This window comes from Paenibacillus plantiphilus (assembly GCF_927798095.1).
In the GTDB taxonomy this organism is placed as follows: Bacteria; Bacillota; Bacilli; order Paenibacillales; family Paenibacillaceae; genus Paenibacillus_Z; species Paenibacillus_Z plantiphilus.
In genome coordinates this window covers 1-16587 of sequence record NZ_CAKMMF010000002.1, presented here as the reverse complement: position 1 = coordinate 16587, position 16587 = coordinate 1, and the positions used below count along the sequence as shown (strand labels likewise).

At 51.7% G+C, this 16587-nt stretch carries 10 protein-coding genes and 1 rRNA gene; 9 read left to right on the top strand and 2 right to left on the bottom strand.

Annotated features, from left to right (window positions below; translation table 11 throughout):
• Nucleotides 1-4: 4 nt before the first annotated feature.
• Nucleotides 5-1615, bottom strand: coding sequence for a nitrite/sulfite reductase (locus L6H65_RS01540; RefSeq protein WP_236338551.1), 1611 nt, complete (start codon nt 1613-1615; stop codon nt 5-7).
• A gap of 289 nt (nt 1616-1904) precedes the next feature.
• On the opposite strand from L6H65_RS01540, the gene L6H65_RS01535 reads away from it, so the two are divergent.
• Nucleotides 1905-2123: a hypothetical protein gene (locus L6H65_RS01535; protein WP_236338550.1), complete on the top strand. Its 219-nt coding sequence runs from the start codon at nt 1905-1907 to the stop codon at nt 2121-2123.
• Nucleotides 2124-2208: 85 nt separating this feature from the next.
• Here L6H65_RS01535 and L6H65_RS01530 read toward each other — a convergent pair whose 3' ends face one another.
• The gene (locus tag L6H65_RS01530) at nt 2209-3177 is read right to left on the bottom strand and encodes a sugar phosphate isomerase/epimerase family protein (RefSeq protein ID WP_236338549.1); all 969 of its coding nucleotides are present in this window, start codon (nt 3175-3177) and stop codon (nt 2209-2211) included.
• Between the two features lie 425 nt (nt 3178-3602).
• Between L6H65_RS01530 and L6H65_RS01525 the strand changes: the two genes are divergently transcribed.
• The 8 genes from L6H65_RS01525 to L6H65_RS01490 all read left to right on the top strand — a co-directional run.
• On the top strand, nt 3603-6188 hold the full coding sequence (locus L6H65_RS01525) for a U32 family peptidase (protein WP_236338548.1): 2586 nt from the start codon (nt 3603-3605) through the stop codon (nt 6186-6188).
• A gap of 255 nt (nt 6189-6443) precedes the next feature.
• A complete protein-coding gene (locus L6H65_RS01520) occupies nt 6444-8204 on the top strand; it encodes an AfsR/SARP family transcriptional regulator (RefSeq protein WP_236338547.1) in 1761 nt (586 codons plus the stop codon).
• Complete coding sequence (locus tag L6H65_RS01515) at nt 8195-10315, top strand: ATP-binding SpoIIE family protein phosphatase (protein ID WP_236338546.1); 2121 nt, start codon at nt 8195-8197, stop codon at nt 10313-10315. The genes L6H65_RS01520 and L6H65_RS01515 overlap by 10 nt, the downstream gene beginning before the upstream one ends.
• A gap of 42 nt (nt 10316-10357) precedes the next feature.
• Nucleotides 10358-10726, top strand: coding sequence for an STAS domain-containing protein (locus tag L6H65_RS01510; protein WP_236338545.1), 369 nt, complete (start codon nt 10358-10360; stop codon nt 10724-10726).
• A 29-nt stretch (nt 10727-10755) separates the two neighbouring features.
• The gene (gene pcrB / locus L6H65_RS01505) at nt 10756-11466 is read left to right on the top strand and encodes a heptaprenylglyceryl phosphate synthase (protein WP_371877622.1); all 711 of its coding nucleotides are present in this window, start codon (nt 10756-10758) and stop codon (nt 11464-11466) included.
• 195 nt (nt 11467-11661) lie between these two features.
• The gene (gene pcrA, locus L6H65_RS01500; RefSeq protein WP_236338543.1) at nt 11662-14016 is read left to right on the top strand and encodes a DNA helicase PcrA; all 2355 of its coding nucleotides are present in this window, start codon (nt 11662-11664) and stop codon (nt 14014-14016) included.
• Between the two features lie 90 nt (nt 14017-14106).
• Nucleotides 14107-16158, top strand: coding sequence for an NAD-dependent DNA ligase LigA (ligA, locus tag L6H65_RS01495; protein ID WP_236338542.1), 2052 nt, complete (start codon nt 14107-14109; stop codon nt 16156-16158).
• Between the two features lie 352 nt (nt 16159-16510).
• Nucleotides 16511-16587 (top strand): 16S ribosomal RNA (locus tag L6H65_RS01490); the annotation flags it as partial.

Sequence of the window (16587 nt, the reverse complement as noted above, 5' to 3'; positions counted from 1 at the left end):
AATATTATCCAGCCAGAATTTCAGTTAGTTTCTCTTGGAATGCAGGGACGCCTACACGGTTTACGTAGTTATGGAACGATTCGCCAGCTTCGCGGCCTTCCTTGTAGAACAAGATCAGCTTCGCGAGTACTTCCGCAACATCGTCGCCTTTAACGCGGCCTTTGAGCGCTTGGTTAAACTTAGCTCCCGGTCCAAGAATACCGCCGACTGCGATATCGAATGCATCAACCATGCCTTCAGGAGTTTTGACAAGCGAGCCCTGCAGGCCAATATCGGCAATGTGCTTCTGACCGCAAGCGTTAGGGCAGCCGATGAAGTGGATGCGGATTTTCTCATCCAGCTCGACATTGGCATCCAAATATTCAGCGACGCGGACTGCACGAATCTTCGTCTCGACGACAGCGAGATTACAGAACTCGTTGCCTGTGCAGGATACAGTACGGCTCATAAAGTGCTTTGCATTCGGAGACAAACGTTGAAGAACAGGTGCTTGCAGCGCCTCTTCTACTTTATCTGTCGGAATGCCGCTCAGAATAATGTTCTGGGACATCGTCGTGCGGATTTTTCCATCACCGTATTTATCTGCAACGTCAGCCAACTGCTCGAACTCATCCGAGTTCGTACGGCCTACAGGAACGTTCAAGCCGATGAAGTTCAATCCTTCTTGTACTTGCGGGTAGACGCCATCATAGTATACAGCGTTCCAGCCTGCTACTTTGCTCTCGCCTTTGGAAGGCAATTCGCCGACCAGCTCGATCAGCTTCTCTTTGAATTTCTCAGGACCCCAGTCTGCAACGAGGAACTTGAGACGGGCTTGGTGACGCTTCTCGCGGTAGCCATAGTCGCGGAAGATCGTCGTAACTCCGATCGCTACTTTAAGTGCATCCTCTGGACGAACGAAGATATCGAGCTCCTTCGCTAGATGTGGCTTGGCCGACAGACCACCGCCAACATAAGCGTGGAAACCGATAACCTCTTGACCATCAATGACTTTCGTAGCTGGCACGTAAGCCAGGTCATTAATCTCTGCATGCGCGTTGTTATAAATGTTGGAAGAGATGGACATTTTATATTTGCGGGGCAGGTTTGAGAAATCGCGATTCATCAAGAAATAATCATTAATTTGTTCAACAAGCTCGCGAGTATCGATCAGCTCGTCCTTATCGATACCAGCAAGCGGATTGCCGACGATTGTACGCGGGCAGTCGCCGCAAGCCTCGTAGGAGTACAGACCAACAGCTTCCAGCCGCTTGAAGATGTCAGGCAGATGCTCTACGCGGAGCCAGTGGTACTGGATCGCTTGGCGAGTCGTAACATCAATCAAATCACGGCCATAGTCGCGAGCGATAGAAGCGAGTGCGCGCGCTTGCTCGGATGTGATAATACCGGTGTTAATGCGGACGCGCATCATGAAGTGGCCGTCACGAGGCTTTTGCTCATAAACGCCAGCCCATTTGAAACGGTTCATATCATCTTCAGTGATGGAGTCATATCCTTCATTGGCGTACTGATCGATGATCGTGCGGATAACATCCAGACCATCCTTCTCGATCTTTACGAATTCGAATTTATTCAATTTGGACGGATCGTTCATCCAAACGGCTTCATATGCCATTGTTTGTTCCTCCTTGGAATTGTGCTATGGGCTCATACTTGAAATCCGACGATTCAGGTATGAATATACTACGAGAATGGTAACATATTTTAAGGGTAGCGACAATGGATGGCGGCTGCATAGCTATAAGAGTTTGTTATATGAAGCATTTGCTGCGGTTATAATGAAACAATCATTATTCAATTCGTGACAAACTTGTTACGATTCGCATTTCGCACTTGCATCGAAGGCGGGATACGGCTAACATAAACTAAGATAGGTAACGTGCGAAAAAAGGAGGCACCCCCCCATGTTTCTTGCTGAAGAAGCTGCACAGGCAGCTGATAAGTTCGATCCATTCGATATTATGATGCTGCTGTTTACAGTGGTTATACTGATCGGCTGGATTCGCCTTGCAATGGCTCGCCCGAAGAAGAATATCTTCGCGCTTGGCTTTACGACTGTTGCACTTGGCCTGTTCCTGTTTGCCGACTATATCATGATCTTTAAAGTGTGGTTGGGCGATTAGTTCATCGATATTGATGCGTGAGCAAATAATAAGCCGCCGAAATCTTGTATTGGACAAGACTTCGGCGGCTTTTTCGTTGTGCAGCTTACACCCACCACATTTCGCCAAGCGGCTCGCGGATCAGAATTTGCTGCAGGTTTTGCACTGCTTTGGTGAAGCCCTCGTCAACAGACATCAGACCATCTTCGTGCTCGATGCTGACAACATAATCATAACCGACAAGACGGAGAGCGCTTATAATATCAGCCCAAGTCTTCAGATCATGACCATACCCAACTGTACGGAACTGCCAAGCGCGGTCGAGCATTAAGGAGTAGGATTGCATGTCCGTTACGCCATGATGGTTGACATTGATCGGGTCAATGGAAGTGTCCTTCGCATGGAAGTGATGAATTGCGCCAGCGCGTCCAAGGATATGTATAGCTTGTACCGGATCAATTCCTTGCCACCACATATGGCTTGGATCAAGGTTAGCGCCGATTGCATCGCCGGCAGCTTCACGCAGGCGAAGCAGTGTAGCCGGACTATGAACGGAGAATCCGCCATGCAGCTCCAGGCCGATCTTCACATTGTTCTCTGCAGCCAGCTTGCCGATCTCGGTCCAGTATGGAATGATCTTCTCTTCCCATTGCCACTTCAGAATATCCTGAAAGTCATTCGGCCAAGGTGCGATCGGCCAGTTCGGATATTTGGCGCCTTCATGATCGCCGGGGCAGCCGGAGAAGGTGTTAACGACAGTAACGCCAAGCTTGGATGCCAATTGAATTGTTTTGCGAATGACAGCATCATCTGCGCTCGCGATATCCTTCTGCGGGTGAAGCGGGTTGCCATGACAGCTAAGTGCGCTGATCGTAATGCCGCGCGACTCAACAGCATCCTTGAATGCTTGGAGCTTGCTCTCATCAGCCAGCAGTGCGTCTGGGTCGCAGTGGGCATTGCCTGGATAGCCGCCAGTGCCGATCTCGATTGCGTCAAGTCCTTTGGATTTAATGTAATCGAGAGTTTCCTCTAACGATTTTTGCGCGAACAATACGGAAAATACACCAAGTTTCATAAGTTTTCGTAACCTCCCGGTTCAATTGAGTTGCTTGAGTTGTATATGCTCTCATTATATCACGGGAGATGTCGAAGTATAAGTCGGCCTTGGGGCAAATAACAAAATCACATAGAAAGTGAACAAAAAATGAAGTCGCCGCAGAGCGTGCAAGAGAAGCCACACAGCAGTATTGGATGATTCCAAGGGTTACATTGAATAACAGAAAAGCATCATAAAGAGAATTCGGTTGTATTGGAGCAGGTTTTATTCTATAGTGAAATAAATTTGGATATAAGTGGAATACTGAGCTCTTCGCCCATGTGATGCAATCCGCCGTCTCTTGCCGATGATTTCCGGAAAGAGGCGGCTTTCGCTTAAGCGGCTGCAATGGTACACTTAGAGGAAATAATCGAACGAACAGATAAGGATGGCGGAATAGAAATATGGCAACGTTGAAACGTGGAGATGTCGAGCTGCTGGCTCCGGCTGGTGACTGGGATTGTATGCGCGCTGCAGTGGCTAATGGCGCCGACGCGGTATTTTTTGGAGTGGAGAAATTTAATGCGAGAGCCCGCGCGAATAACTTCGTCATGGACGAGCTGCCGGAGATTATGGCGTTTCTTCATAGCTACGGGGTTAAGGGGTTTCTTACTTTTAACATATTAGTGTTTGAAGATGAGCTGAACGAGGCGAAGCGTCTTGTTGAAGCTTGTATCGATGCGGGTGTGGATGCGGTTATCGTGCAGGATTTGGGACTTGTGAAGCTTATTCGCGAGCTGTCGCCGGATTTCCCGATTCACGGCTCGACGCAGATGACGATTACATCGCCGGAGGCGGTCGAGTTCACGAAGCCTTTCGATATTGAACGGGTTGTACTGGGCAGGGAAAATAATCTGAAGCAAATCAAGACGATTGGCGAGCAAGCGAAGCTGCCGATGGAGGTATTCGTGCACGGAGCATTATGCGTGTCGTATTCGGGACAATGCCTGACCTCGGAAATGTGGGGAGGACGATCCGCCAATCGCGGCGAATGCGCTCAAGCCTGCAGGCTGCCCTATGATCTCATGGTAGACGGGGAGCAGAAGCCGATGGGAGATGTGGCTTATCTGCTGTCGCCCAAGGATCTGGCAGCGGTCGAGCTGGTGCCTGAGCTGATTGAAGCGGGAGTCACCTCATTCAAGATCGAGGGACGCCTCAAAAGTCCGGAATATGTAGCTAATGTAGTGAGCAAATATCGTCTTGCGATTGACAACTATTTTGACGGTGACCGGACTGCTCCCTCGAAGGAGCAAATGCGGGAGCTGCAGCAAAGCTTCTCGCGTGGATTCACACACGGCTTTCTTGACGGCACGAACAATAAGAAGCTAGTGGAAGGGACGTTTCCTAAGAGCCGCGGCGTTTATCTTGGCCGCGTGGAGCGGGTGCTGCGCGATGCGGTCGTCTGCCGAATTGAAGCGCCGCTCAAGCGCGGCGATGGAATCGTCTTCGACGCGGGTGATCCGACGAAGAAGGAAGAGGGCGGTCGTGTCTACGACATCCGCCGCCAGGGCGTTAAGATGGAGGGAGAAGCACAGGAGGATACGGTGCTCGAAATTGTCGCAGGACGCAACGATGTCGATTTGCGGCGCGTTCATGTTGGAGATCGGATATGGAAGACAAGTGATCCTGCCCTGGACAAGCGGCTGCGTGCAACCTTTGAGACAGAGAAGCCTTATCGGGTATTCCCGCTGCATGTGAAGGTTCGCGGAGTGCTTGGACAGCCGCTACGTTCTTGGTGGACGGACGTTCAGAAGGGAACGACGGTGGAGGTCAGCTCAGAGCTTGCGCTGGAGCAGGCGCAGAAGCGCCCAATGGATCATGCGTTTCTGGAGGAGCAGCTTGGACGGCTGGGCGGCACGCTCTACCAGCTGGAGAAGCTGGACGCCGAGATGAACGGCGAGCTGATCGTGCCGGTTCGGGAGCTGAACCGCATGCGCCGCGAGGCAGTGGAGCTGCTTGCTGGCGAACGGCCAAAGCCGCCGCAGTATGTGAAGCGAAGCGTCGATGTTTATGCGGATGCGGCCCATCGAGCTGCTGCTTTGCAGGAGGGCGGTGCGCCTCCTCATGCTTCTTCCGCATCGGTGAGCGGTGCGGCGCTTGCACAGCGTAATGCGGCTTCCCGCAAGGGAGCGGCGCAGTTGACTGTGCTCTGCCGAACACTGCCCCAAGTAGAGGCGGCTGTTGTATCGGATGTTGGAATGATATACGCAGACTTCGAGTTTATTAAGCAATTTCCTGCGGCAGTAGAGCTGGCAAGGCGCGCAGGCAAGCCTATTGCGCTGGCGACACCGCGAATTCATATGCCCGGCGAGAACGGCTATCACGCCAATATATTAAAGCTGCAGCCGGATGCGGTGTTAGTTCGCAACACCGGCGCGCTCTACTATTATTTGCGAGCGCGCGCGGAACGGCCGAACGAGAAGTTCCCGCAATTAATTGGCGATTTCTCGCTTAATGTAGCCAATCATAAAGCAGCGGATTTATTCGCGGAAGCGGGCTGCGACCTCATCACACCGTCGTATGATCTGAACGTCCAGCAGATGTTCGATTTGCTGGAGCGCAGTGATACCTCGAAGATGGAGGTTGTTATTCATCAGCATCTGCCTATGTTCCACACCGAGCATTGTGTATACTGCACGTTCCTGAGCGAGGGCACTGATTATACGAACTGCGGCCGTCCATGCGAGGAGCGCCGCGTTTCCTTGCAGGATCGGATAGGCATGTCGCATCCGGTGCGAGTGGACGAGGGCTGCCGCAATACGGTTTACAATGCAATTGAGCAGTCGGGGGCGGAATATTTGCGTTCCTTCATCGACCTTGGCGTCTCCTCGTTCCGCATCGAGTTTCTGGAAGAAACGGCGGATAAGGTGGAGGAGGTTATCGGTTTATACAGCGCTGCGATTGAAGGGCGCATCAATGGAACCCAGGTTTGGCGCAGCCTGAAGGCGATCAATCAGTTGGGCGTAACAAGAGGGCAATTAGTTAAATAGCAGCAAATTCTAGAGCGGCCTAATAGATATAATAGGCCGCTCTTCTTTACATGATGGAAGAGAGGCTTGGCAACCGTTTCCCCTTATTTTCTGGGATCGTCTTAAATTTGTATGGAGAAATAGGTCTTTAGGAAGGGTTTTGACAAATTAGGGCGAATAGTAGCATTAATTAACTTGAACACTGCAACCAAGTCAGAAAGAGCTGGATAGGCTCGAACTAAGGTTGGCAGTAAAAGGTGAACGTGGTGAACTGACATGATGGAGCAGCGAAATGAGAATAGTCACTGGTTGAATGAAGTGCTTACTATTGAACAAGAAATTCTGGATGGCAGAATGCCTGGGACAATGAAGCTGCAGGCGATACCTGAAGAAATTCGGATGAAATCGCCTCTGCTTCTGCGCGCGGCATGTGAGGATGGACTGCTGAATGGAAGGATTATAGAGACGAAGCAATGGCTTGAGTCCGCTTTGAAAGGATTTGCCGCACAGGCTGACGAGTCCTCGATGCTTTCGATGATGGGGATGCTGGGTCTGTTGTATGAGCAGGTGGGCGACCGACAGGAGGCGCAGCCGATTCTGGCATTTCTTCGGCAGGAGTGGAATCGGACGCCAGAGAACTGCAATGGCTTCGTGCCGTGGGCGCTGGCTCGAAATGCGGCAAGCGAGGGCTTGGAATCGGGGGGCGACCCTAATGCCGCCAATCCGCTATACTTTGCGGCCGCTGAGGCGTTCCGCCGGGAGAGCAGGCCGGTATGGTCCGCATTCGTGCTGCTTGATCGCTTGCTGTTCGATCCGTTGACTGTCGGGGATTCCGACTGGCAGCTATGGCTGCTTTATCTGGAACGGCATTTGACAGAGGAGACCTATAGAGATGCTTTATATGAAGTGCTTGCGCATCGCAGGCCGAGCATAGAGCAATGCGACAGACTGCCGGCACGCTTCGCTTATTTGTGCAAAGCGGTTCTGCTGCAGGCGCCCCATGACAAGCCGGTGCATGAGCTGGCAGGGGATATAGAAATCCAAGTGTATGTTAGCGCGGCAAAAGTGAAGCAGCTGCTGGCAAGCGGCAACCGTGTCCGGGCAGCAATCGAGCTGCAGGCGATGGAACGCCTTCAGCAGATCGTTTCAACGCCAGCAACACGCCGATTGTATCAATCCTTGTCGAGCAGTGTACATCATCAAGGCGATGAAACGGAGCAGCAGTGGCAGGCATCGGAGTCTGCTGCCATTGATGGCTCGGCTGCGGCGGAGGCGGAGGGAGAGCAGCAGTCAACGCCGGTCAGATGGCGGATCAAGCTGATCGACGGCATCCTGTTCAGCACACAGCAGGGCGCAACTGCTGAACCTGTATGGAAGAGGCGCAAAGCAGGGGAGCTATTGGTTTACTTGCTCCTGCAGCCAGGCTATAAGGCGAATAGAGAGCAGGTGATTGAGCGGGTTTTCGGAGAGGGAGAAGCTGCGAAAAGATCCAATCAGCTCTACGTCACCCTGCATGATTTGCGTCAAACGCTCAAAGATATTGGGATGTCCCAGGATCCCGTATACGCCAAACGTGGTGTAATCGGAATTGACGAAGGGATAGTAGATATTGTTGACGCGGAGGTCTACATTACGCTTTCGCGAGTAGGAGACCAGCTTTGGCTGGATGACCGGGAAGCGGCTTGCCGGTTGTATGATGAAGCGCTGCCTCTGTACGGATATCTGGCGACGGAGCTCCCTGGTACAGAATGGCTGGAGCGGATTCGCGAGCAGCTGATCGAGCGGCAGACGGTTATGCTCAAACGATTGGCCGCGTATTATGCCGAGCAGCAGGATGAGGTGCGGGTGGAGCAGCGGCTGGCTGATTGGATTGCCCTGCGTCCTGAGCAAGAGGAAGCGTATGAGGCTATGATTCGTCATTGCTTGTACAGAAGCCGAAGAGCAGAGGCAATCGGTTGGTATCGGCGACTGGAACGAATGTGCAGAGATAATGGCACAGAACCGCTTCAGGAGACGAAACGATTGCTATGGGAGTAACCCGCAGCATAACGCTTGGCGCATTGCTGGGTCAGCTGCTCATCATTTATACGCTATCTCTGCTTGTGGGAATTGCTCTCCTCAACGTCGAAACAGTAGTTGTACTGGGCCTGGAGCTGGGAGCACTGCTTCCTCTGGCCATGCCTGCGACACTTATTGGTTGCGCAGTTATTATCTCATCCCTGCTGGCATTATCGTACTGGCGGCTTAAACCGGTTTTTCACGTATTGTCGGTGAACGCGACGAAGGAGGAAGTTCATCGCGCACTTTATCTGCTGTTTAATTTGCCGTATGTGCTGCTGGTTGGAATGAATGGTGTTGGCGTGCTCTGCCTGATTGCTTTTCATATTGCTGATGAGGCTTACGCAAGAGCAATGGCTGAGATGGAGCACTACACTGTCGATTGGTCGCAGCTCATTGGCATTTTTGCAGGAGAACTGGGTATCATCATTCTTATTTCCTTGCTCTTATTCATAGCTGTCAGAAGGATGCTTCAGCCCGTCATTCTCAGATTTCAACCACCTTCAGAGAGTATAGCCGGACGGGCATCCTTCGCTCAGCCGCTTCTGATCACCTATGCGGGAACCTTCATTGCTACAATATTGAATCTGTTCCAGCTTGTCCTGTTGTCTACGCAAAGGAAAATGTCGATCGATCCCTACGAATTTATTGTGGAGGCATTGTTCTACTTCCTGTTAGGCATGATATTGTTCAGCTATGTGACCATTGAATTCAGACATGAATTGCGCGGATTGATCCGCAATATCAGGGAACTGGTTGGCGGGGGACGAACACAGCTTGGCGGCAAAATGCTCTTCAGCTCGCATGACGAAGCGGTAGAGCTGGCAGTCGCCTTGAATGAGCTGCAATCTCGCATCGACCGGGAATATGAGGCATTGGACCGCGAGCTGAAACTGGCGTACAACGTGCAGCAGAAGCTGCTTCCGCCTGGAGACCTTACGATCGGTTCCTTTCGAATAACAGCAAGATACCGGCCGTATCGAGAGGTCGGAGGCGATTTCTTCGATGTTGTCCCCTTGGGCTCCAATCGATTCGCAGTCATGATCGGCGACGTATCCGGCAAAGGGATGCCTGCCGCACTGCTAATGTCGGCCCTGTTAATCCTGTTCCGTTCGGAAATTAAACGGAACGGAAATCCGGGTGAGGTTCTCGCTCGCATGAACCGCCAGCTATGCGAGGCGATGGGCGAGGAAGGCTCGGTTTCAATCGGGCTCGGCGTTATCGATATGATGTCGAATGGCGTTCAATATGCGAGCGCCGGACATTTATCCCCTTATATCATCAAACCAGACGGAAACATCAACGCGATTAACTGCAGCTCTCTGCCAATTGGATTTGATGCTGAGATTACATACGAAGTAAGGACGCTGCAGCTTGAGCCGGGCGACCGTTTCGTCTTGTATACAGATGGATTGATAGAATTGATGGATGAGACCGGGTCGATGTACAGCTTCGAGGGATTGGAAGCCGAGCTATCGACATGGACAACGTGTAAGGAGCTGCCGCAAATGATCGATGAATGGCTGGATCGTATGGATCAAAGAAGTGGTGTCGGGACGGACGACAGAACGGTTGTCGTACTGGAGCTTGCGCATGATTTCAGCAAGCCGGTAGGTCTGCCCGGCTCGGAAACAGCCGTGGACGGGGATATTTCTCATTTCTCGCCGAATCAATTCATATACAGGGAATGGGTGATTCCGAGCAAGCTTGGGGAAGAGCGCGCAGTTACTGTGCAGCTTGGTACATGGATCGATAAGAGCTGGCCGAATTCGATAGTTCGCGAGGATATTGAAAGCGCGATAGCAGAAGCGCTGCTCAATGCGATGGAGCATGGCAATAAATTGAATCCTCAGGCAAACGTGACGCTTCAGGTGCAGATTGGCAGCCAGCTCGTTGTGTGCAAGGTGTACGATGAGGGAGGCGGATACTTCCCCCGCGTCTCCAGAAGTGAAGAGGAAATGATCAGAACGCACGAATCCGAAGATCCACGAGGGTGGGGGCTAGTGATGATTGACTCGCTCTCCGATTACTGGGCGACGAGCCGCGATGAAAGCGGATTTTATACGGAGCTATACTTCTTGCGGAAGTAAAGCGGACTCAAATCATTGAAACTGATAGGAGATCTGAGAACGATGGAACAGCCTTTTAAATTGGAAGTCCGTCAATTCCCGAATGGCATCGTCTTGAAGCTCGTCGGGGATCTGACCAAAACGGCGGATACAGAGCTATTTTCCAGCATCAATGGGGGGACAGAGGTCGACTCAAATGTCAGGTTTCTGGCGCTTGATTTGTCGCAGGTTACTTATATTAATAGTGGCGGAATGGCGGTTCTGATCCGATTGGCCCGCATGGGACGGAAGATCGGCGTGCATACTTTTGCATGGGGCGTATCGCAGCACTACGAGAAATTGTTCCGAATGGTCGGACTTACCGAGTTTCTGATGCTGTATCCCAATGAATTCGCTGTCATTCAACGAATCGAAGCATTAGAGCTTAATTAACAGTATGCGGAGGTAGTGATGCGGTGCAGGTGGACGCAGCAATTTATAATAGTTGGAGACATGTCTTTAAGCTTGACCCTGATCGGGAATTGGACGACGAAGCGCTGGACCGGATTTGCACATCGGGTACGGATGCTGTTATAGTGGGCGGATCGAGCGGGGTGACATTCGACAATACTGTGGATCTATTATCCCGCATACGGCGTTATGAGGTGCCCTGCGCCCTTGAAGTATCCAGTGAGGATGCAGCTGTGCCGGGCTTTGATTACTATTTTATTCCGCTCGTATTGAATACGCCTCATGGCGAATGGATCGTTGGAAGGCAAATTGAAGCACTGCGCAAATATGGAACCTTTATTCCGTGGAAGGAGACGGCGGCGGAAGGCTACTTGATTCTGAACGCGGAAGCAGAGGCGGCCAGGCTGACTGGCGCTCAGACCGTTCTGGATGCGGAATCGATTACAGCGCATGTGTATATGGCGGACAGGCTGATGAGGCTGCCGATCCTGTATGTGGAGTATAGCGGGATATTCGGAGACATGACGCTGCTCAAAAGAGTTCGAGGTCTGTTGACAGGCTCAAGGCTGTTCTATGGCGGAGGCATTGATAGCGCTGATAAGGCAAGGCAGGCAGCAGAGGCTGCGCATACTGTTATCGTCGGCAATGTGCTGTATGACCGGCTGGATGCAGCGCTTGAGACCGTGCAGGCGGTGCGGGAGGCGTCATCACTGCCGGAGTAAGTCCTATTATGATGGCGAGGATACGAACGGTTTTTCTGAACGGACCCCATGCAGACGGGTTCGCAGGGAGAAACCGTTTCTTTTTTTCGTGGAAAATATAGTGAAACCATTCATTATGAATTGACACAGAACGAGCCGTTGTCTAGACTTGGGAGTAGGCGAACAAATGCGAACAAAAGGGGTATTTGATATATAATGATCAATCATTTTAATATCGATCTGGCGGTGCAGAAGCTCAATCCGCAGCAGCGGGAAGCGGTGCAGGCAACAGAAGGTCCGCTTCTCATTATGGCAGGAGCGGGGAGCGGCAAGACACGCGTGCTTACGCATCGTATCGCATATCTGATTGAGAAGCGCCGAGTTGCTCCCTGGAGCATCCTGGCGATTACTTTTACGAACAAGGCATCCCGTGAAATGCAGGAAAGAGTCGCGTCACTTGTCGGCCCGTCCGGCGGAGATATTTGGGTATCGACCTTTCACTCCATGTGTGTCCGCATCCTGCGCAAGGATATTGGCAGAATCGGATTTACGCAGAGCTTCTCGATATTGGACTCAACCGATCAGCTGTCCGTTATACGGAATTGCATGAAGGATCTGAACATCGATACGAAGAAGTTCGAGCCCAAAGCGGTACAGTCCGCTATCGGCGGAGCGAAGAATGAGCTTATATCGCCAGAGCAGTTTGAACGCAAAATAGGCGATTACTTCGACGGCGTTGTGGCGAAGGTTTATACAGCCTATCAGAAGCGGCTGAAGAGCAACAACTCGCTCGATTTCGACGATCTCATTATGAAGACGATCCAGCTGTTCCAGGATGAGCCGGATGTATTGAATTTCTACCAGAACAAATTCCGCTATATTCATGTGGATGAGTATCAGGATACGAACCGTGCGCAGTACATGCTGTGCAAGATGCTTGCTGACAAGCATCACAACATCTGCGTCGTTGGCGATAGCGATCAGTCCATCTACGGCTGGCGTGGCGCCGATATTACGAATATTCTTAATTTTGAGGAGGATTATCCGGAATCAAGAGCGATTCTGCTGGAGCAGAACTATCGTTCCTCTGCGAATATCCTCAATGCGGCGAATGCAGTTATCGCGCTCAATACCGGCCGCAAGGCGAAGAAGCTGTGGACCGATCGCGGCGAAGGCGAGAGCATTACCGTCTATCAAGCGGAGTCTGAGCACGAGGAAGGCTTCTATGTCACCTCGGAAATACGCAAAAATGCATCCAAAGGGCGCAAATTCGCGCATCATGCGATTTTGTATCGCACAAACGCTCAGTCCCGGGTAATTGAGGAAACATTGATCAAATCGGATATTCCCTATCAGATCGTTGGAGGAATTCGATTCTACGACCGCAAGGAAATCAAGGATATTCTAGCTTATTTGCGGCTAATCTCTAATCCCGATGACGATATTAGCTTCAATCGGATCGTGAATGTGCCTAAGCGGGGCATAGGCGATACGACTGTAGCCAAGCTTCTTGAAGAAGCGGGACAGAAGGGGATTTCTGTCTTTGCCCTGCTGGAACAGCTGGATTGGCTTGATCTTACGGGGAGGGCGCGTACAGCGCTGCGGGAGTTTCGCGATATGATCGATAATTTGACGAGGATGGCTGATTACCTGTCAGTGACGGACCTCGCCGAGAAGGTTATCGAATTGAGCGGCTATCGGGAGGAGCTGGAGCGGGAGAATACGCTGGAATCCAAATCAAGACTGGAGAATATCGAGGAGTTTCTGTCTGTTACACAGGATTTCGAGAAGAGAAATGAAGACAAATCGCTCGTATCCTTTCTTACTGATCTCGCCCTTATCGCCGATATTGACTCTATGGATAAGGATGAGCCGGAAGGCGGCGTGAAAGATGCTGTCGTTCTAATGACGATGCACAGCGCCAAAGGTCTTGAATTCCCGATCGTCTTTATTATCGGGATGGAGGAAGGCGTATTCCCGCACAGCAGAGCTTTTATGGATAATAGTGAGCTGGAAGAGGAACGCCGGCTGGCGTATGTGGGCATTACGCGTGCAGAAGAGCAGCTGTATCTGACATGCGCGCGGATGCGCACCCTGTTCGGCAGGACAAACGCGAACAAGCCGTCGCGTTTTCTGGAGGAAGTGCCGGATGAGCTGAAGGCGGAAGCCTCGCCATTCGGCCGAACGATTGGACGGCAAGCGGGCGGCGGGCCTGGCGCTGGCAATCGCTATAGCGGCGCCGCGGGCAGCGGAGCAGGCGGCGGCTTCGGGCATCGCGGCGGGGCAGGCGTAGGCCGTCCGGGCATTGGCGGCGGGACCGCCGCTGGAGGCGCAGGCGGTGTGCGGGTGAGCACCCCGCTGGATGCTGCGAAGGCAGCGGGCGGCGCCGCTGAAGGCGAAGCGGCGCGCGACTTCAGGGAAGGCGACAAAGTATCGCACAAGGTGTGGGGAATTGGCACGATTGTGTCCGTGCGCGGCAAGGACAATGCCAAGGAGCTGCAGATTGCTTTTCCAGCGCCGATTGGATTGAAGAAGCTGCTGGCGAGCTTTGCGCCTATTACGAAAGTATAGAATAGTGATCCCAGGCTATAAGCTATATATGATGTTCGCTTAAGCAATAAAGCGGTTTCGATGAAGAGATTGAGAAGGGTAGGATCGTCGATGACAACGGCAATGGAACCGGGAAACAACGCAGCGCCCGAGCAGCTTGCGCGCATGCGCGAGCTTATTGAACTTATCGAGGGGCACAACTATAGCTACTACACGCTCGATCAACCGACGATCAGTGATAAAGAATATGATGTGCTATACGATGAACTGGTACAGCTTGAACAGCTGGCGGGTTATGCGCTGCCAGATTCGCCTACAGCGCGTGTCGGCGGGGAGATTATTAAGGGGTTCGATCCCCACCGCCACCGGGCGCCTCTATGGAGTCTGGGCAAAGCGCAAGACAACGAGGATTTGATCGCGTGGAATGCACGCATCAGCAAAGCGATTGCCGATTACAATGCCAAGAAGAACCCGGATGAAGCGCCGCTTCCTGATCCGACCTATGTCATAGAGCTCAAATTTGATGGACTGACGCTGAATCTAACCTACGACTCCGGACGGCTGGTGCAGGCCGCGACTCGCGGCAACGGCACAGTTGGAGAGGGGATACTGGCGCAGGTCAAGACGATTAAGTCCATTCCGCTCACTATTCCTTTCACCGAGGGAACGATAGAAGTTCAAGGCGAAGGGATTATGAACCTGTCCGTGCTGGAAGCTTACAATACGATGGCTGTGGAGCCGCTCAAAAATGCGCGCAATGCCGCAGCAGGAGCTCTGCGCAATCAGAATCCGCGAATTACAGCGGAGCGCAAGCTAAGCGCATTTTTCTATAATGTCGGGTTTGCGGACGGTATATCCTTTGACAGCCATATGGAGATGCAGCAGTTTCTTCGGGACAATCGGTTTAAGGTGAATGATTATGCGACTTACTGGAGCACCATTGAAGAGGTACTGGAGGAGCTGGAGCGGCTCGCGACAATCCGTGGAAGTCTTGATTATTTGATAGACGGGGCAGTCGTCAAGCTTACAGATATGCGGACGCGCGAGACGCTGGGCTATACAGATAAATTTCCCCGCTGGGCAGTGGCCTTCAAGTTTGAGTCTGAAGAAACGACAACCGTGCTGGAGTCTGTATCTTGGGAAGTAGGCCGCACAGGCAAAATAACACCAGTCGCGCGTGTGGAAGCAGTTGATCTCGCGGGAGTAACTGTGCAGAATTGCACGCTTAACAATATCGGCGATATTGAACGGAAGAACCTCAAGCATGCGCTGGGTACGCGAGTGTTTATAAGGCGGTCCAACGATGTTATACCGGAAATTCTCGGCAAAGCAGATGATGAGGAGGGAATCGAAATCGAATTTCCCTCTGCTTGTCCATCATGCGGAACGGCTTTGGAGCTGAAAGGCGCGCATTTGTTCTGCTACAACAAGCTTGGCTGCAGACCGCAGACAATCGGCCGTATTACACATTTCTCTTCCCGCGACGCAATGGATATTGAATCGTTCAGCATTATGACAGCAGAACAGCTGTATGATGAATGCGGCGTGCGCGATCCGGCAGACCTCTATGAGCTTCAGTATGATGACTTAATTGGGCTCGAACGGTTCGGAGATCGCAAAGCCCGCAAGCTCCTTGATGCGCTGGAGAAATCGAAGGAGCGCGATCTGGCCGCATTCCTGTTCGCATTAGGCATTCCTAATACGGGCAAAGCAACGACGAAGATGCTGGCAGATCATTATGGCAGTCTTGCTGCAATCCGCACAGCTGAGGTCGAAGATCTCGTCGTCCTGCCTGATGTGGGCGGAATAGTCGCAGAGAGCATCTACTCCTATTTCCGTGATCCGCTAGCCAGTCAAGCGATTGATCGAATGTTGGGTTTAGGAGTAAAGGCAGAGGCCGAACAAGCGCCGGTCGCCCGAATGGACACGGTATTCAGCGGCAAGACTGTTGTGCTCACCGGAACGCTCCCTACAATGACCAGAGACGAAGCGGCCAGGAAGCTTGAGGCTTGCGGAGCCAAGATTAGTGGAAGTGTCTCCAAGAAAACCGATTTTGTCATCGCAGGAGAGAGCGCTGGCAGCAAGCTTGCGAAAGCGCGCGATCTTGGCGTTACAGTAATTGAGGATGAGAATGAACTCAAGCGGCTGCTTGGAGAGGGATAGAGAAAGTGACGATGAAGAGCAGTGCGCATGGGAGAATTAAGCGCGCTGCTCTCTGTCATTTATTTCTAGTTGTATTTTGTCGATCTATGTGGTAAATTATTTCTTGTCGCTTTTGACGGGTAGTGATAGCACAAACGAATTACTTTGCAAAAAGGTAAAACAAAAGTGTTGACATTATAGGCTGAAGCTGATAACATATAATCTTGTCACGACAAAAGGTGACAGCAAGTTCTTTGAAAACTGAACATATGGATCGAGTTTTAAATTCGACAACGTTTTACAGATATGTAATGAGCTACAGACTTATCTTGAAGCTTTTCTCTCTCGACTAGCGTCGAAAGCGAAAACTTCTTTTATGGAGAGTTTGATCCTGGCTCAGGACGAACGCTGGCGGCGTGCCTAATACATGCAAGTCGAGCGGACTTGAAG